The organism is Paenibacillus lycopersici (assembly GCF_010119935.1).
Taxonomy (GTDB): domain Bacteria; phylum Bacillota; class Bacilli; order Paenibacillales; family Paenibacillaceae; genus Paenibacillus_Z; species Paenibacillus_Z lycopersici.
On the sequence record NZ_CP048209.1, the window covers coordinates 1,870,505 to 1,888,776 of the forward strand.

The window sequence follows — 18,272 nt, forward strand, 5'->3', positions numbered from 1 at the left end:
TCGCTCTCGGCGGTATCTCGCTCTCGGGGTTGTCTCGCTCTCGGGGTTGTCTCGCTCTCGGGGTTGTCTCGCTCTCGACGGTGTCTCGCTCTCGGTGGTATCTCGCTCTCGGTGGAGTCTCGCTCTCGGCGGTGTCTCGCTCTCGGGAGTGTCTCGCTCTCGGCGATGTCTCGCTCTCGGCGATGTCTCGCTCTCGACGGTGTCTCGCCACACGGAGCAGTCACGCGACCGCAGCACTTACGAGACCCCTAGTTCCCGGCACTCCGCCCTCGCGGCGCACCCGAACCCGCTTTTTCCCGCATAATCCCTTTGCCGCCTTCTCCCGCCCCGAATGATTCGTCAGTCATGCGTATTCCGCCGGCTTATGGCTGCCCCCGCCGTTTGATTAATGGAATTAAGCTTGGTATCTTTGAAGGAGCAAAGAGCGATCCGGTGCCCGATTCCCTTGACCCGGCCGCACCAGGAAGCCAGCACACCGATATGGGAGATGTGAGAAATGCGCTATACCAATTTAGACCCTGCCGCGGTACCGCGGACGTTCCGGGAAATCCGACAATGGCGTAGAGAACGGCGCAGCGGCAAAATGAAAGCGAAGGATTATTCGTTCCAGGTTCCCGTGGTGGAACCGGATGTCCGTTATTTGCATAGCAATACGACGGAGCCGACGTTGACCTGGGTCGGCCATTCCACGTTCATGATTCAATTGGCCGGATTGAACATCATCACCGACCCGATCTGGGCGGAGAAGCTGGCGTTTCATCGCAGGCTGGTGCCGCCGGGGCTCGCCGCGCGCGACGTGCCGCCGATCGACGTCATCCTGATTTCGCACTCGCATTACGATCATTTGAATATCGCGTCCCTGAAGCAGCTGACCGGCAGCAAAATGCTCATCGTTCCCGTCGGCCTCGCCGACAAGCTGCGGCGCAAAGGCTTCTCCTCCATCATCGAGCTGGACTGGTGGCAGTCGGTCGAATCGAACGGCGTGAAGTTCACGTTCGTGCCGGCGCAGCATTGGACGAGAAGGACGCTGATCGACACGAATTCGTCGCTCTGGGGCGGGTTCGTGATCGAGGCCAAAGACGCGCCGACCGTGTATTTTGCGGGAGACAGCGGCTATTTCGAGGGCTTCAAGGAAATCGGCATGCGCTTCCCGGACATCGACGTCGCCTTGATGCCGATCGGCGCATACGATCCGGAATGGTTCATGGGGCCTCAGCATGTCTCGCCGGAAGAGGCGCTGCGGGCGTTCCGCGATATCGGCGCGCGGCGCTTCGTGCCGATGCACTACGGTTCCTACAAGCTGGCGGACGATACGCCGCGCGAAGCGCTCGACCGGCTGGAAGCGGAGACCCGCCGGCTGCGGCTCGCCGAAGGCACGGTGCGGATATTGCCGCACGGCGAGACTTGGAAGCTAAAGCAGTAGGCTCGGTAGGCGCTAATGTGCTATAATGGCATGATGAGTATTATTTAAACGACGAAGGACGGGATACCTGACTATGATCAGCACAAGCGGCATCACGCTTCGATACGGGAAGCGTGCGCTATTTGAAGATGTCAATATTAAATTCACGCCGGGCAATTGCTACGGTTTGATCGGCGCGAACGGAGCGGGCAAATCGACGTTCCTGAAGATTCTGTCCGGCGAAGTGGAGCAAACGCACGGCGAAGTGCATATCACGCCGGGCGAGCGCCTTGCGGTTCTGAAGCAGAACCATTACGAGTATGACGATTTCCTCGTGCTCGAGACGGTTATCATGGGCCACAAGAAGCTGTATGACGTGATGAAAGAGAAGGACGCCATCTACGCCAAAGCCGAGTTCACCGACGAAGACGGCATGCGCGCGGGCGAGCTGGAAGCGGAATTCGCGGACATGAACGGCTGGGAAGCGGAATCCGAAGCGGCAGGCATGCTGAACGGCCTCGGCATTCCGCCCGAATTGCACGACAAGAAGATGTCGGAGCTGTCCGGCAACGAGAAGGTCCGCGTCCTGCTGGCGCAGGCGCTCTTCGGCAATCCGCAGATCCTGCTCCTCGACGAGCCTACCAACCATCTCGACATGCAGTCGATCGAGTGGCTCGAGAACTTCCTGGGCGGGTACGAAGGCACCGTTATCGTCGTATCCCATGACCGTCACTTCTTGAACCAGGTATGTACGCATATCGCTGATATCGATTTCGGCAAAATCCAGATGTACGTCGGCAACTACGACTTCTGGTACGAGTCCAGCCAGCTGGCGCTGACGCTCATGCGCGACGCCAACAAGAAGAAGGAAGACAAGATCAAGGAGCTGCAGGCGTTCATTCAGCGCTTCAGCGCCAACAAATCGAAGTCCAAGCAAGCGACGTCCCGTAAGAAATTGCTGGACAAAATCACGCTCGACGACATTCGTCCGTCCAGCCGCAAATATCCGTTCATTCACTTCAAGCCGGAACGCGAAGCGGGCAAGCAGCTGCTCCTGACGGAAGGCTTGACGAAAACGATCGACGGCGCGGCGATCATCGACAATTTGACGATCGCGGTCAACAAAGGCGACAAAATCGCCCTCGTCGGCCCGAACACGCTGCCGAAGACCGTGCTGATGCAGCTGCTCATGGGCGAGCTGGAAGCCGATTCCGGCACGTTCTCCTGGGGCGTAACGACGACGCAGGCGTATTTCCCGAAAGACAACTCGGCCTACTTCGACGGCGTGGAATTGAACCTCGTCGACTGGCTGCGCCAATATTCCAAGGATCAAGACGAGAGCTTCATCCGCGGTTTCCTCGGCCGGATGCTCTTCTCCGGCGACGAAGCGCTGAAGAAGGCGAGCGTCCTGTCCGGGGGCGAGAAGGTGCGCTGCATGCTGTCCAAAATGATGCTTTCCGGCTCCAACGTGCTGCTCATGGACGAACCGACCAACCACTTGGATCTGGAGTCCATCACGGCGCTCAACAACGGGCTGATCGATTTCGACGGCACGCTCATCTTCACATCGCATGACCATCAGTTCGTGCAAACGATCGCGAACCGGATTATCGAGATCACGCCGAACGGCATCATCGACCGGATGATGTCGTACGACGAATACCTCGAAAGCGCGGAAATCAAAGCGCTCCGCGAACGCATGTATCCGGCTGAGTAAGCAGCCCGGGACAGACATACCAAGCCTTGATTCGGCCTTCTGGCCGGCTCAAGGCTTTTTGGCGTGCGGCGATCCGTATGCCGGCAATCGATATACCACCGATCCGCACGCCGGAGGGCAGTAGGCCATCGATCCGCTCATCGGCAATCCATACGCCGACAACCGCAATACCGCTCCCGGAGTCCGGCTGCGGCCGCCCATACCGCGCCGGCCGCTGTTCTTCCGGCTGTCCATGACGCATAAAATATATCGTTCTTCCGCGCATGACCCGGCATCGTTATTTGTGGTAAAATAAGCGAAAGCGACAAAGCTAGACGAATTTATAAAGGAGTCGATTTATTATGTCCTTTTTCGATAAAGTCAAGCAGGGTGCATCGGATGCGGCCAAGAAAGCGCAGCAGACCGTCGAGATTACGAAGCTGAAAGCGCAAATATCCGGCAAGGAGAAAGAAATCGAGCGGCTGTGCGCCCAGATCGGGGCTGCCGTATACCGCGGGCATCAAGCGGGCGATATCGCCTCCACGGAGCAAGAAGTCATGGAGTGCTGCCACCAGGCGGATGAGCTGCACACGGAGATCAAGGTGCTGGAAGAGCGGATCAAGCTTACCCGCAACGAGAAAACCTGCACATGCGGCAGGGTCGTCACGCTGGATACGCGGTTCTGCCCGGACTGCGGCGCATCGCTGGCCGAAGAGCCGAAGCCGCACACGACGATCGGCGAAATCGTCGTCATTTGCAATCAGTGCCAGACCGAGAACGAGCTGAACGCGAAATTCTGCGTGACCTGCGGAGGGGGCTTGAACAGCGGCTCGGCCGTGGAAGAAGTGTTTTAATTATTAATCACGCCTTCAATCGCAATCATCGTTATACAAGGCAGTCCTGGGCACGCGCTCGCCGCGTTCCGCCGGGGCTGCTTTTTCTCTATATGCGGCATGCGGGAGCTCGCGTCCGGAACGGATCGCCATCATCCGCACCAAGAATTAGCCGCCCCGTCCGCGCGAAAATGATTCGAACGAGTGCTTATACGGGTAAATGTACGATATACATAAGAGTGTAGAGGCCAATTTCGCGTATGGGAGGCGGTTCCAGTGCTGGTGCCCGTGGAGTCCAAGCAGATCGCGTTCTGCTCGTACAATGAGGATGAGTCGTCCTTGTATTTGTATTATCATACGGGCGGCGTTGCGATTTTCTCGTCGATCGGCAAGCAGCAATACCAGTCCGTCATTGATTCCCCGAACCGGTACGATACGCTGATGGATATTATGAAGAAAGGCCAGTCCGGGGAACCGTTCGAAGCCATGATCCCGGAAACGGAGCACAAGTAGGCGAACGAGGCGGGCTGGAATAATTTACATGCCGCTGCGGCCGCCGCGCTTTCGTGGGTCCTAAGACGCTGTATTAGGACCTTGTATGAAGTTATTGTGAGGATGCATGTCCAGCGAATACGGTTGTTTCAGGTACGGGCGCCCCGAGCGGGGCGTCTTTTTTCGTGCGGCAGCGCCAGTGTTCGTGGTTCTAATAGACTACGGTGTTATTCGACAAATGGGACAAGCGGTCGATATGGCCGGGATATAGGCTTCCGTACAATGGAGACAAGACAGGCAATCGCTTGCTTCTACAAGAGCTAATCACACGAAAGGGAGAGCTTATGAACAAACGTACAGCCATCTTGTTGTCCGTCGTATTGAGCGCTTCATTGCTGCTGCCCGCAGCCGCTTCCGCGGCGACGACGGCGCCAACCGTAGGTCAAATCCAGTCCAGCGTCAGCTTCCGCAGTCTTCCATCCACCTCTTCGACCGTGTACAAATATTTGAAGCAGGGCGAGCAAGTCGTCATCCTGGAGAAAGTCAATACATACTGGTACAAGGTACAAGACAGCGCCGGCGCGATCGGCTACATCTCCTCGGATGACAAATATGTCGAGATCGTCGAAGCGGTCAGTCCAACGGCCGGCAAGGCGACGATCGCGGCGTCGGTGTCGTTCCGCACGGGTCCGTCCACGGACAGCGCGCGCATCCGGTACTTAGCCAAAGGCGAGCAGGTCACCGTAACCGGCCAGCCGAACGGCTACTGGTACGCCGTTACGGCCGCCGACGGGACGAAAGGCTATGTCAGCTCGGACGAGAAGTACATTACCGTGACCGGCAGCGTCACGCAGCCTAGCGGCAATGCATCCGGCGGTAATACGACGAGCGGTAGCTCGTCCGGCGGCAATGCATCCGGCGGCTCCGCGTCCGCCAATGCGACGATCGTCGCATCCGTCTCGTTCCGCACGGGTCCGTCCACGGACAATGAACGGATCCGCTATCTGTCCAAAGGCGAGCAGGTCACCGTAACCGGTCAGCCGAGCAGCAATTGGTATGCCGTAACGGCCGCCGACGGCACGAAAGGCTACGTCAGCTCGGACGAGAAGTACATTACCATGACCGGCAGCGTCACGCAGCCAGGCGGCAGTGCCTCCGGCGGCAATGCATCTAACGGCAGCTCGTCCGGCGGCTCCGCGTCCGCCAATGCGACGATCGTCGCATCCGTCTCGTTCCGCACGGGTCCGTCCACGGATAATGAACGGATCCGCTATCTGTCCAAAGGCGAGCAGGTCACCGTAACCGGCCAGCCGAGCAGCAACTGGTATGCCGTAACGGCCGCCGACGGCACGAAAGGCTACGTCAGCTCGGACGAGAAGTACATTACCGTGACCGGCAGCATTCCGCAGGCCGGCGGGAATGGTTCCAACGGCTCGCCCGGATCGAATAATTCCGGCGGTACAAGCTCCGGCAGCGCCGATAATCATGCGGCGCTCGTCGAAAGCGTCATCGCCGCAGGCATGAAATATTGGGGCACGCCGTACGAATACGGCTCCGACCGCAGCACGACGACGACGTTCGACTGTTCGGATTTCGTACGCACCGCCTTCCGCGAAGGCGCCAATCTGACCCTGCCGGCAGATTCGCGCAAGCAAGGGGATTACGTGCGCAATCTGGGCAGCGTGAAGACGGATTGGCATCAACTGAAGCGCGGCGACCTGATGTTCTTCATGGACTCCAAGGGGTCGAGCGCATCGGCGTACAAGAACGTGAACAAAGCGGAGGAGACGATTACGCATGTCGGCATCTACCTGGGCGACGGGCAAATTCTCCACACGTACTCCACGGCATCCGGCGGCGTCCGCACGAGCGTTATCGCGGACACGCACTGGGAATACCGCTTCCTGTTCGGCGGCAGCGTGCTGTAAGCGGCACAGAAGCTAGTCATAGAGAACAACGCGATTGCTCCGGCGATCGCGTTGTTCTGCGTTCGGTTCCTGCTGCCGCCGATTACGCGCATAGGCTATACGAAGAACGGACAGCTTCCGCTATCGCGCATACGGCTGTTCTGAGCTGTTCCGAACGAGGCCGTCCCGATCGAACGGGGCGGCTTCTTCGCATAAGTGGAGGAAGAAGCGGCCAAGCGGCACGCCCATCGCCATAGGAACTCCGGACGGCAAAAAAAAAGCCGTCACTGCATAAGCTGCAGGACGACGCGGGAGCATTCCATCGGATTGTATTGCTGATTGCGCTTGTGCAGGAGGTCGTTGCGGAACTTCACGGACGAGTACGGCTCCTGGATGATTTCGAACCAGCGGTCGATCGTCTCTCGCGATTCCAGCATTTCGCCGAACCCGCTGGCGACGAAGTACTCGCAATTGACCTCTTCCTGGCCGGGGATCGGCTCGTAGAACAGCATCGGAATGCCTTTGCTGAGCCCCTCGGTGCATGTCATGCCGCCCGGCTTCGTGATCAGCAGGTCGGAGACGTCCATCAGCTTGTTGATTTCCTTCGTGAAGCCGAGCACCTTAATATTGGGATGCTGAAAATCGGGATCCGCCAGCATTCGCTCGCGGACCTTCTCGTTGTTGCCGACGCAATAAATGAGCTGTACGCGGTCGCGCCAACGGGTCATGTAGCTGAGCAGATCGTCGCTGTACATAATGCCCCAGCCGCCGCCCATGATGAGCACCGTTGGCATCGGTTTCAAATCGAACTGCGCCTGCAGCTCCGACTTGTCGTGCGTCTGCCAGAAATTCGGATGAACGGGGATGCCGGTCACCTGAATGCGGTTCGCGGAGATGCCGCGTTCCCTCAGTTTATTTTTCACTTCGTTCGTGGACACTAAGTATTTGTTAACCTCCGAGCTTGTCCAGGTACCGTGCGCATCGTAGTCCGTAATGAGCGTGTAGAGCGGCGTCTGCAGGCCGAGCCGCTTCAACCGGGAAACGACGGCGTTCGGAACGGGATGCGTGCAGACGATCAAATCGGGCTTCAGCTGCGAAATGACCTGCGAGGTATGCGTATAGAATAAGCGATGAAGCGCAAGCTGCGTAAATCGGTTCAATGATTTCTTATATTGTCTGCGATACAATCTTCCGAGCAGTTTCGGCTGTTTCGTAACGGTTCTGCGATATGCGGACACGATAAGCGGACCGAGCACCGGGTTCAAAAAATTACCCAGCTCGATCACGCGGGTTTGGACGGAAGCGTCGAGCGAACGCAGTCCGACGGCAAGCGCGTAAGCGGCTTGGGTATGCCCGGATCCGAATCCTTCGGAAAGCAGCAGTACTCGTTTTTTATGCAATAATCTCACCTGCTTCTCTTACCTTCTCAGTACAGCCGTAATTTCTCTCTTCTCATATTACGACGGGCAGACGGCGAGCACAAGATTGGAATTATGTCTTGCGTATGATTGCACGGTTAATTTATCCTAAAACTCAGGCAATGAGAGCGATAATGGCCATTAAAGGAGCGATGAATATGCAAGATCGGCAAAGAAAAGCCCCCGAACCGGGCACGATAGTAGCGTTCGCGAATAAAACAGGGCGTTATGCAGGCGAAGTGATGGAAATCAATGGGCCGCGCGCGCTGGTGAAGGTGCTGGCCGTGTTGAAGCATCCCGAACAGGGCGACCTGCACAATCCGTATAACCCGGACGTGCCGATGTTCCATGAGCGCCGGGCGCTCAGCTATACTGAGAAGACGAACGTGCTGCTCGGCGAAATCGAACCGTTCCACGGCGAAGTGCCGGACTACAAGGAATCGCGCGCCCGCGCGCTCGCCGCGGAAATCGAGGGGCTCGACCGGCTTAAGCGGTGGGCGGAGCGCGGTCTGGATGCGCTGCGGACGCTGGAGAAGGAATATTAAGCGGGATTCCGGCCGCTATTCCGATTTTGACTAAATGACCGTATTGTAATTACGGTCAGTCGATGTTAAACTGATCACAGATGACAAACAAAGGAGGCTGCAGCGATGGCGGGCACGAAGAAGCCGATCGACCGCAGGGCGCAGATCGTGGAAGCGGCGGGCAAGTCGTTTGCCATGTTCGGCTATAAAGCGACGACGATGGAGCTGGTGTCCAAGATCGCTTCAGTCGGCAAAGGAACCATCTATACGTTCTTCGCGACGAAGGAAGAGCTGTTCAGAGAAATCATCGGCCAGCTGGCCCAGGAGCTGCGCGGCATCGCGGAGCAGACGATCGACCGCGACAGGCCCTTCTTCGATAACTTGTCGGCGGCGCTGCACGAGCTGCTGCTCTTCCGCGAGAAGCATGAGCTGATCGTGAAGCTGGTGCAAGAAGTGCGAGACTTCGGCACGCCGATGGCGAAGGACGGCATCGACAAGCTGGAGCAGGCGATCGTCGCGCTGCTGGAGAAGGAGGTCGCCCTGGCGATCGACAAGGGCGAGCTTCGCAGCGCCGATCCCCGGCTGACGGCATTCATCATGCTGAAGCTCTACATCGCGTTAAGCTTGGAGTGGAGCAGCAAGCAGCAGATGCCATTGTCTAGGGAAGAAACGGCCGAATATTTCACCGCTCTCCTGCGGGACGGCATGGCGCGGCGATAGGGCAAGGGCAGGGTAAGGGAAGCAGGGCAAGCAAGAAAAGACAAGGCGAGCTAGGAAAGACATGCAAGGAGAGGCAAGAAAGAAAAGCAAGGCAAGAAAAGCAAGAAAGAAAAGCAAGGCAAGAAAAGCAAGAAAGAAAAGCAAGGCAAGAAAAGCAAGAAAAGCAAGAAAAGCAAGAAAAGCAAGAAAAGCAAGAAAAGCAAGAAAAGACAAGGCAAGAAAGGCAAGAAATGAGCGGCAGGCTGCTGCCTCTTTTTTTGCTCATGATTGACCAAAAGTACGATATGGTCAATTGTTCGACAGATTATTGGAGGTGCAAGACGCATGCAAGGTTTTACTTTATTCGGCAAGGAGCTCGGCCGGATTGTCCGCAATCCGAAATTATTGATCCCGATCATCGGGATTTTGTTCATCCCGATTATGTACAGCGGCATGCTGGTCGGCGCGTTCTGGGATCCGTACGGCAAGCTGGACCGGCTGCCCGTGGCGGTCGTCAACGCGGACGCCGGCGCGGATTTCCAAGGGAAGCCGCTGACGGTCGGGGCCGACCTGGTCCAGGAGCTGAAGGCGAACCCGACGTTCAAATGGGCGTTCGTCGATGCGAAGCAGGCCGAGCAGGGGCTCAAGAACGGCGATTATTACTACGCCATCGAAATTCCGGCCGAGTTCTCGCAGCAAGCGACGACGCTGCTGGATAAGGAGCCGCATCCGGCGGCGCTGCGTTACGTAACGAACGACAGCGAGAACTTCCTGGCGGCGAAGATCGGCGCTTCCGCCATCGAGAAGCTGCAAACCGAGATTTCGCAGCAGGTGACCAAAGCCTACGCGGAGGCGGTATTCGGCAGCATCGGCGAAGCGGCCGACGGTTTCGCGCAAGCGAGCGACGGGGCTGGCAAGCTCGCCGCCGGCGCGAAGGACGCGGAGCAGGGCGCCGCGCAGCTCCGCGACAACGTCGCGAAGCTGGCAAGCAGCACGGAGCAGCTTGCCGGCGGGGTGGAGGCGCTGGATAGCGGCGCCGGCAAGCTGAAGGCCGGCACGGCCGCCGTCAGCGACGGCGCGGCGAAGCTGGCCGCCGGGCTCGGGCAGTTCGCCGCCGCCGGCGAACGGCTCGGCGACGGGGCGGCCTCGGCCGCTTCGGCCGGCGCGAAGCTGGGCGAAGGGCTGGCATCGGCGCAGCAGGGCAGCGCCGATCTCGCCGGCGCGGCCGCGAAGCTGTCGGCGGCGCTGGACGCGTACGCCGCCGCGCAGCCGGACGCAGCGCAGGACAGCGCGCTGCAAGGGCTTGTCGGCGCCGCCCGCGCGGTAGCCGCGGGCGCAGCCGAGCTTTCCGGCGGCAGCGCGAAGCTGGCCGCCGGCGGCACGCAGCTGCAGCAGGGGCAGCGCGACCTGCTGCAAGGGCTCGATGCGCTGCACGCGAAGCTCGCAGACGCAGCGAAGAGCGGCGCCGGTCTGGCCGCCGGCGCCAAGGACGCCGCGGCGGGCGCCGCGAAGCTGGCGGACGGCGCGGCCGCCGCGGGCCGCGGGGCGGCGCAGCTTGCGGGCGGTGCCGGCAAGCTGGCCAGCGGCTCCGCCGCGCTGGCGAGCGGCGCGTCGCAGCTCGCCGGCGGCTCGGCCGAGCTGTCGGGCAAGCTCGGCGACGCCGCAGGCAAGACGGCGGGCGTCACCGGAACCGACGCCCTGTACGACATGTTCGCGAATCCCGTCCATGTCGAGGAGCGCAAGCTGACGAACGTGCCGAACTACGGCACGGGCTTCGCCCCGTATGCCTTGTCCCTCGGCCTGTTCGTCGGCGCGCTGCTCTCGACCATGGTCGTGCCGATGCGCGAGACCGGCACGAAGCCGCGCTCCGGCTGGAGCTGGTTCGTCAGCAAGGCGCTGCTCTTCGCCGGCGTCGGCGTCGTGCAGGCGTTGATCGCCGACGCGATCCTGCTGTACGGCATCGGCATGCACGCCAATCATCTCGGCGCCTTCGTCGGCATGTCCGTCTTGACGAGCGTCGCGTTCATGATGATCATTCAGTTCCTCGTCACGCTGCTGGATCAGCCGGGACGGTTCGTGTCCGTCATGCTGCTGATCCTGCAGCTGACCGGCAGCGCGGGCACGTACCCGCCGGAGCTGGTGCCGGCCTGGCTGCAGCACATCGGGCAGTGGCTGCCGATGACGTACGCCATCCGCTCATTCCGCGAAATCTTGACCGGCAACGAGCTGGAGACGACCGGCGGCAGCGCCGTATTCCTGGCAGTCGTCGCGATTCTGTTCGCGGTCTTGTCGCTCATCGTCTTTACGGTCATCCACCGCAAGGAACGGCGCCAGACAGGCGCACCGGCGGAACTGGCAATATAATGAAGTAACAGGCTTAAGCGGCCGGTAGCAAAGGGGATAGCTCTTCCTTGCGAACCCTGGGCAGGAACCCGGACTGGGACGTGAGTCGGCAGAATCGCCGCCCCGGCCGGCCGCAACAGCCGCAAAGCCGCGCCAAAAAGGCGGAATCCCCGGAACAGCATACGCTGTCCGGCGGATTCCGCCTTTTCTGTCTGGCAACAAGCGCCGTGCGAAGCGCAGCGCCATCCCGATCATTACGAATTAATAAACACCGTCAAGATCGGCTTCCGGTAATCCACCTGGTACCCGAGCCCTTTCGACAGCGCGGCAAGCGGCAGGTACGTCAGCGAATTGCCGCCCGACTGCTGCAGATAGGCCGGCGTCTCGAGCGGTACGGTCTGGCCGTTCACGACCATCGTATGCGCGCCGATCGTGAAGGCGACCTTCTTGCCGCCGGAGGCGATGGTCGCCGTCCGCGTCTTGCCGTCCCAGCTCAGCGTCGCGTGCAGCGCATTGGCGACGTCGCGCATCGGCAGGAACGTCGTATTGTTCTTCAGCACGGGCGGATTGCCGCCCGTCAAGTCCGTACCGTTCACGACGACGCGCAGCGGAGCGCCGGCGGCCATCGCGGCCGGATCGCGGTAGGCGCCCCAGATGCCTTGCGCGAACGCGCGGCCCATCAGCTCGTAGCCTTGCGAATTCGGATGAATGTCGCCTTTGGCGATCGACGTATAACTGAGCTCCTTGCCCAAGAACGGCGCCGCCACGTCGACGGTTCGGACATCATAGCCTTCCTTCGTCAGCTTGGCGGCCAGCTCCTCGTCCATTCCCTTCAGCTTGTTCACGGTTCCGGTCAGAATATCGTACTGCGACGGCGTAACCGCCTTGATGAAAGCGGTCGGCGCAGGAACGGGAAGATACTGGTCCGCGTAGACGATCGTCGCTTTCGGGTTGAGACTGAGCACCGCGCGGATCGACGATTCCAGCTGCGGAATATAGTCCGTCAGCATCGCGTCGAGCTTCGTCTGCAGCTCGTCGTCCGACAAGCCTTTCGACCGGATGTCGTCGAAGATCGGAATGAAATCGTTCCCGCCGATCGTCAGCGTCACCAGATCGGCTTTCTTCAGATCGTCCGCGAGCGCGGCCGACTTGCCGACGACCGCCGCATTATAATTGTAAGCCGAAGGATCCAAGCCGTCCTTCGTCAAATTCGGCTGCAATTGTTCCTGCGTGACGCTCGCGCCCTCGACGGCCGCTTTCAGGAAGCCGTTCAGTCCCGGCGTCCGGAGCGCGAGGATGCCGTAGTTCTTCATATCGGCGCGCCCGTGGTACAATGCCTGCTCGAACACCCGGTCGGCGTAGCCGTAGGCTACGGAGGACAGGTTCATCCCGTTCTCGTATCCGACCGTCAGCGAATCGCCGATCGCGACGATGTGAAGCGGTTCGCCGGCTGCCGCCTTCGGCGCGACCGGCGCCGCCGCGTATTGCCGGACTGCCGCGGTTGCCGCGACCGGCGACGGCGCGCCGTTCAAGCTTGCCGCCTGCATGGCCGCCGCATGCCCGGCCGGGCTCCCGGCATTCGTCGCCGGATCACCTTCTGCGAAGGCGGCCCCCGTACCTAGCGCAGCGACCGTCAACGCGGCCGCCGTCAATATTGCCGCTCCGTTCTTGGACTTCATTAGCGTACGCAACACATGAACCACTCTCCTTGGATAATTAGCGCCTAAATGAAAAGAATTATACAAAAAGTGCAAATTATGTTCGCCTGTGCAAGGCGATTTGTTAAAGAAGTCTTATCACTTTTTGCAAAAGAATAAATTGATATCGATATAGGGTGATGATACAATCATGAAATAAAGAAATGCAGCGAGACCTGTCCGTAGCCGCAAGGATGCTGATAATAACGGCATTTTTAACCAGCCGCCGCCCAGCGTCTTTTTTTGAAGAACGTCTTGAAAGTCGATCGGAAGGATTTTCATGCCTGCCTCTATTTTAAGTCAATCGGAACAAGAAGTGAAGTCGGATATCTGTAAAAAAATCCAACCCTCATACCGATCGCCGGAAGGCGGTCGTCGATGATCCGGCATCCACTGACGGCGGCTTGGCGAGAGGGAAGGGCACGGACGCCGAAGTCGGGTCGGGCACAACATGGTTATTACAAAATTTCTTATAGAAGGGTTGCATCCGAATGAATGAGAACCGTTTAGGATTGCCGCCGAAGCAGGGCCTGTATGACCCGCAGCACGAGAAGGACGCCTGCGGCATGGGTTTTGTGGCTAATATCAAGGGATTGAAATCGCACGCGATCATTCAGCAGGCGCTGACGGTGCTCGAGAACATGGAGCATCGCGGCGGCCAAGGCAGCGAGCCGAACACGGGGGACGGAGCGGGTATCCTGCTGCAAATCCCGCATGCGTTCTTCGCCCGCGAGCTGAAGGGACAGGGTATCGAGCTGCCGGCCGGCGGCGATTATGCCGTAGGCATGCTGTTCCTGTCGCAGGACGAGAGCGTGCGGAGCAAGCACGAGCGCGAATTGGAAGCGATCATCCGCGAGGAAGGCCAGACGCTGATCGGCTGGCGCACCGTTCCGACGAACGACGAGAAGCTCGGCCATTCCGCGAAGACGGTTAAGCCGTTCGTTCGCCAGGTGTTCATCGGCAGAGAGGCGTCGCTTCAGGATGAGCTGGCGTTCGAGCGCAAGATCTACGTGATCCGCAAGCGCGCGGAGCTGGCGATCCGCTATTCCGGCATGGAAGGCGCGGACAGCTTCTATTTCTCCAGCTTCTCGAGCAAGAAAATCGTGTACAAGGGGATGCTGACGACCGAGCAGGTTCGTTCTTTCTACACAGAGTTGAACGACGAAGCGATGGAAACGGCGATTGCCCTCGTTCACTCCCGGTTCTCGACGAATACGTTCCCGAGCTGGGAACGCGCGCATCCGTACCGCTACCTGATTCACAACGGCGAGATCAACACGCTGCGCGGCAACGTCAACTGGATGCATGCCCGTCAAACGCTGTTCGCATCGGAATTGTTCGGCGCCGATTTGGACAAAATCAAGCCGATTATCAATCCGGACGGCTCCGACACGGCGATGTTCGACAACACGCTGGAATTCCTGTACCTGTCCGGCCGTTCGCTCCCGCACGCCGCCATGATGATGGTGCCTGAACCATGGGCCAACCATGAAGGCATGAGCGACGAGAAGAAAGCTTTCTACGAATATCACAGCTGCTTGATGGAGCCGTGGGACGGACCTGCCGCGATGGCGTTCACCGACGGTACCCAGATCGGCGCGATCCTCGACCGGAACGGCCTTCGTCCCGCACGTTATTATGTAACCAAAGACGACGTCATCATTCTCGGCTCCGAGGCGGGCACCGTGCACGTCGATCCGGAGAACGTCGTCTACAAGGACCGCTTGCGTCCGGGACGCATGCTGCTTGTCGATACTAGGGAAGGCCGCATTGTCTCCGACGAAGAAGTGAAGGCGCAGATCGCGGCGGAGCATCCGTACCGCGAATGGCTGGATGAGCATCTGGTCGGCCTCGACGAGCTGCCGGACGCGCCGGAACTGCCGGAACCGGACCACGAGACGGTTCAGCAGCGCCAGCAGGCTTTCGGCTACACGTTCGAAGACTTGCGCAAAGTGCTCGAGCCGATGGCCGGCAGCGGGGTAGAGCCGATCGCATCCATGGGCTACGACGCGCCGCTGGCGATTCTGTCGGAACGTCCGCAGCGCCTGTTCAACTATTTCAAGCAAATGTTCGCGCAAGTGACGAACCCGCCGATCGACGCGATTCGCGAAGAGATCATCACGGCGACGGGAACGACGCTCGGACCCGAGCGCAACCTGCTCAATCCGGAGCCGGAGAGCGCGCGCCAGATTCGCCTCGCGACGCCGGTGCTGTCGAACGAAGATTTCGCGAAGCTGCGCCATGTGCGCCGTCCCGGCTTCAAATCGATCACGCTCCCGACGCTGTTCGTTGCGGCCGACGGCGTGGAAGGCCTGCGTTTCGCCCTGAAGCAAATGTGCGAAGCGGCCGACCGCGTAATCGGCAAAGGCCATAACGTGCTGATCCTGTCCGACCGCGGCGTGGATCTCGAGAATGCGGCGATTCCGTCGCTGCTGGCCGTCTCGGCCCTGCATCACCATCTCATTCGCGAAGGCACGCGGACAAGAGTCAGCATCCTGCTGGAATCCGGCGAGCCGCGCGAGGTGCATCATTTTGCCTTGCTGCTCGGCTACGGCGTGAGCGCGGTCAACCCGTACCTCGCGTTCGAGACGCTCGACGATATGATCAGCCAAGGCATGCTGAGGGGCGTCACGCATGATAAAGCGATCAAGAACTTCATTAAAGCCGCGACCAAGGGCGTCGTGAAGATTCTGTCCAAGATGGGCATCTCGACGATTCAATCATACCGCGGCGCGCAAATTTTCGAAGCGGTCGGCTTGAATCAGGAAGTCGTGGACCAGTACTTCACCTGGACGGAGACGCGCATCGGCGGCATCGGCCTCGACGTGATCGCGGAAGAGACGCTTAAGCATCATCACCGCGCGTTCTCCGAGCAGGAAGGCCGCGACAAGGAACTCGATTCCGGCGGCGAATACCAATGGCGCAAGGACGGCGAAGACCATCTGTTCAGCCCGCAGACGATCCATACGCTGCAGATGGCTTCCCGCGCCAACGACTACAAGCTGTACAAGAAGTTCTCGACGCTCGTTCAGGGCGAAGACAAGAAGCATATGACGCTTCGCTCGCTGATCGACTTCGATTATACGGCGGAACCCGTGCCGCTCGACGAAGTGGAATCCGTGGAATCCATCGTCAAGCGCTTCAAGACGGGCGCCATGTCCTACGGCTCCATCTCGAAGGAAGCGCATGAAGCGCTGGCCATCGCGATGAACCGCATCGGCGGACGCTCCAACACGGGCGAAGGCGGCGAAGATCCGGCGCGCTTCATTCCGGACGCGAACGGCGACTCCCGCCGCAGCGCGATCAAGCAGGTCGCTTCGGGCCGCTTCGGCGTCACGAGCAACTACCTGGTCAACGCCGACGAGATTCAAATCAAGATGGCGCAGGGCGCGAAACCGGGCGAAGGCGGCCAGCTGCCGGGACGTAAAGTCTACCCATGGGTAGCGGAAGTCCGCGGCTCCACGCCGGGCGTCGGTCTGATCTCGCCTCCGCCGCATCACGATATCTATTCGATCGAGGACTTGGCCGAGCTGATCCACGATCTGAAGAACGCGAACCCGCGCGCGCGCATCAACGTCAAGCTCGTATCCGAAGCCGGCGTCGGCACGATCGCGGCAGGCGTTGCCAAGGGCCGCGCGGACGTGATCCTCGTCAGCGGCTATGACGGCGGCACGGGCGCATCGCCGCTGGCATCGCTCCGCCATGCGGGCATGCCGTGGGAGATCGGCCTGGCCGAGACGCATCAGACGCTGATGCTGAACAACCTGCGCGACCGCGTCGTCGTGGAGACGGACGGCAAAATCATGAACGGCCGCGACCTTGCGATCGCGACCTTGCTCGGCGCGGAAGAATACGGCTTCTCGACGGCTCCGCTCGTCGTGCTGGGCTGCGTCATGATGCGCGTCTGCCAGCTGGATACGTGTCCGGTCGGCGTGGCGACGCAGAATCCGGAGCTGCGCCAGAAGTTCATGGGCGACCCGGCTCATGTCGCGAACTACATGCTGTTCGTGGCGCAAGAGTTCCGCGAATTCATGGCGGCGCTCGGTTTCCGCACCGTCAACGAAATGGTCGGCCGCGTAGACCGTCTGCAGACGAAGGATCTGATCGAGCACTACAAGCTGAAAGGCATCGATCTGCGTCCGCTGCTGCACCAAATGGAGCTGCCTCAGGATGCCGCCCGTTACAACACGCAGCAGCAGGATCATAAATTGGATGAATCGCTCGACATGCAGCAGCTGCTGACGCTTGCGCAGCCGGCGATCGAGGCCGGCGAGCAAGTGCGCGCGACGCTGCCGATCACGAACATCAACCGCGTCGTCGGCACGATCGTGGGCAGCGAAGTGACCCGCAAGTACGGCGCGGCGGGACTGCCGGAGGATACGATCTCGTTCCACTTCGTCGGCACGGGCGGCCAGAGCTTCGGCGCCTTCATTCCGAAGGGCATCACGCTCTCGCTGGAAGGCGACTCCAACGACTATGTCGGCAAAGGGCTGTCCGGCGGCAAGATCATCGTCGCTCCGTCGCCGAAGTCGACCTTCAAGTCGAACGAGAACGTCATTATCGGCAACACGGCGTTCTACGGCGCAACGAACGGCGAAGCGTACGTCAGCGGCATCGCGGGCGAGCGTTTCGCGGTACGCAACTCCGGCGCCAAAGTCGTCGTCGAAGGCGTAGGCGATCACGGCTGCGAGTACATGACGGGCGGACGCGTCGCCATCCTCGGCGGCACCGGACGCAACTTCGCGGCAGGCATGTCCGGCGGCGTGGCGTACGTCCTGGACGAAGCTGGCGACTTCTACAAGCACTGCAACATCGAGATGGTCCTTCTGGAGCGTGTTGAAGACGCGCGCGACGCAGAAGAGCTGCACGGCATGATCAAGCGCCACGTGGCCTACACGGGCAGCGAGATCGGCGACCGCCTGCTGTCCGATTGGGAGACGTCCTTGACGAAGTTCATTAAAGTCATTCCGAAGGATTACAAGCGGATGCTCGAACAGATCGAACGGATGGAGCAATCCGGCCTAGCCGGCGAAGAAGCGCTTCTCGCCGCCTTCGAGTCGAACATGAAAGAGCTCGCCCGCGTAGGCGGCAACTAATCGCATACGAAACGCAAGATACCGAAGCCGGCAGTGATTCCATCACTGCCGGCTTTTTTTATAGGTCCAATTGTGAGAAAAGTATTAGGATCGCTAACAGATGCATATAAAACGACAAAATAAGTCCTTAATTGTGAGCTGTGAGTCACATCCTTCGACAACATT

At 59.8% G+C, this 18,272-nt stretch carries 12 protein-coding genes; 10 read left to right on the top strand and 2 right to left on the bottom strand.

Translation table 11 applies throughout. From position 1 onward, the window contains the following. The first annotated feature begins 496 nt into the window (after positions 1-496). The 5 genes from GXP70_RS07995 (at position 497) to GXP70_RS08015 (ending at position 6,351) form a co-directional block, all read left to right on the top strand. Complete coding sequence (locus GXP70_RS07995; protein WP_162355961.1) at positions 497-1,423, top strand: MBL fold metallo-hydrolase; 927 nt, start codon at positions 497-499, stop codon at positions 1,421-1,423. A gap of 73 nt (positions 1,424-1,496) precedes the next feature. Continuing rightward, positions 1,497-3,119, top strand: coding sequence for an ABC-F family ATP-binding cassette domain-containing protein (locus GXP70_RS08000; protein WP_162355962.1), 1,623 nt, complete (start codon positions 1,497-1,499; stop codon positions 3,117-3,119). Positions 3,120-3,460: 341 nt separating this feature from the next. Then, complete coding sequence (locus GXP70_RS08005; RefSeq protein ID WP_162355963.1) at positions 3,461-3,952, top strand: double zinc ribbon domain-containing protein; 492 nt, start codon at positions 3,461-3,463, stop codon at positions 3,950-3,952. 255 nt (positions 3,953-4,207) lie between these two features. After that, a complete protein-coding gene (locus GXP70_RS08010) occupies positions 4,208-4,444 on the top strand; it encodes a hypothetical protein (RefSeq protein WP_162355964.1) in 237 nt (78 codons plus the stop codon). Positions 4,445-4,767: 323 nt separating this feature from the next. Next, the gene (locus tag GXP70_RS08015; protein ID WP_162355965.1) at positions 4,768-6,351 is read left to right on the top strand and encodes a C40 family peptidase; all 1,584 of its coding nucleotides are present in this window, start codon (positions 4,768-4,770) and stop codon (positions 6,349-6,351) included. 263 nt (positions 6,352-6,614) lie between these two features. On the opposite strand, the gene GXP70_RS08020 is transcribed toward GXP70_RS08015, so the two are convergent. Beyond that, the gene (locus GXP70_RS08020) at positions 6,615-7,730 is read right to left on the bottom strand and encodes an MGDG synthase family glycosyltransferase (RefSeq protein WP_162355966.1); all 1,116 of its coding nucleotides are present in this window, start codon (positions 7,728-7,730) and stop codon (positions 6,615-6,617) included. A gap of 176 nt (positions 7,731-7,906) precedes the next feature. Between GXP70_RS08020 and kapB the strand changes: the two genes are divergently transcribed. The 4 genes from kapB (at position 7,907) to GXP70_RS08040 (ending at position 11,335) form a co-directional block, all read left to right on the top strand. Next, the gene (kapB, locus tag GXP70_RS08025) at positions 7,907-8,293 is read left to right on the top strand and encodes a sporulation phosphorelay system protein KapB (RefSeq protein WP_162355967.1); all 387 of its coding nucleotides are present in this window, start codon (positions 7,907-7,909) and stop codon (positions 8,291-8,293) included. 105 nt (positions 8,294-8,398) lie between these two features. Then, on the top strand, positions 8,399-8,992 hold the full coding sequence (locus tag GXP70_RS08030) for a TetR/AcrR family transcriptional regulator (protein ID WP_162355968.1): 594 nt from the start codon (positions 8,399-8,401) through the stop codon (positions 8,990-8,992). A gap of 61 nt (positions 8,993-9,053) precedes the next feature. After that, a complete protein-coding gene (locus GXP70_RS08035) occupies positions 9,054-9,263 on the top strand; it encodes a hypothetical protein (RefSeq protein ID WP_162355969.1) in 210 nt (69 codons plus the stop codon). 53 nt (positions 9,264-9,316) lie between these two features. After that, positions 9,317-11,335, top strand: a complete 2,019-nt coding sequence (locus tag GXP70_RS08040; RefSeq protein WP_162355970.1) for a YhgE/Pip family protein — start codon at positions 9,317-9,319, stop codon at positions 11,333-11,335. A 233-nt stretch (positions 11,336-11,568) separates the two neighbouring features. Here the strand turns inward: GXP70_RS08040 and GXP70_RS08045 are convergent, their stop codons facing one another. After that, the gene (locus tag GXP70_RS08045; RefSeq protein WP_162355971.1) at positions 11,569-13,008 is read right to left on the bottom strand and encodes an SGNH/GDSL hydrolase family protein; all 1,440 of its coding nucleotides are present in this window, start codon (positions 13,006-13,008) and stop codon (positions 11,569-11,571) included. 494 nt (positions 13,009-13,502) lie between these two features. On the opposite strand from GXP70_RS08045, the gene gltB reads away from it, so the two are divergent. Then, a complete protein-coding gene (gene gltB / locus GXP70_RS08050; RefSeq protein ID WP_162355972.1) occupies positions 13,503-18,107 on the top strand; it encodes a glutamate synthase large subunit in 4,605 nt (1,534 codons plus the stop codon). The last annotated feature ends 165 nt before the right edge of the window (positions 18,108-18,272 follow it).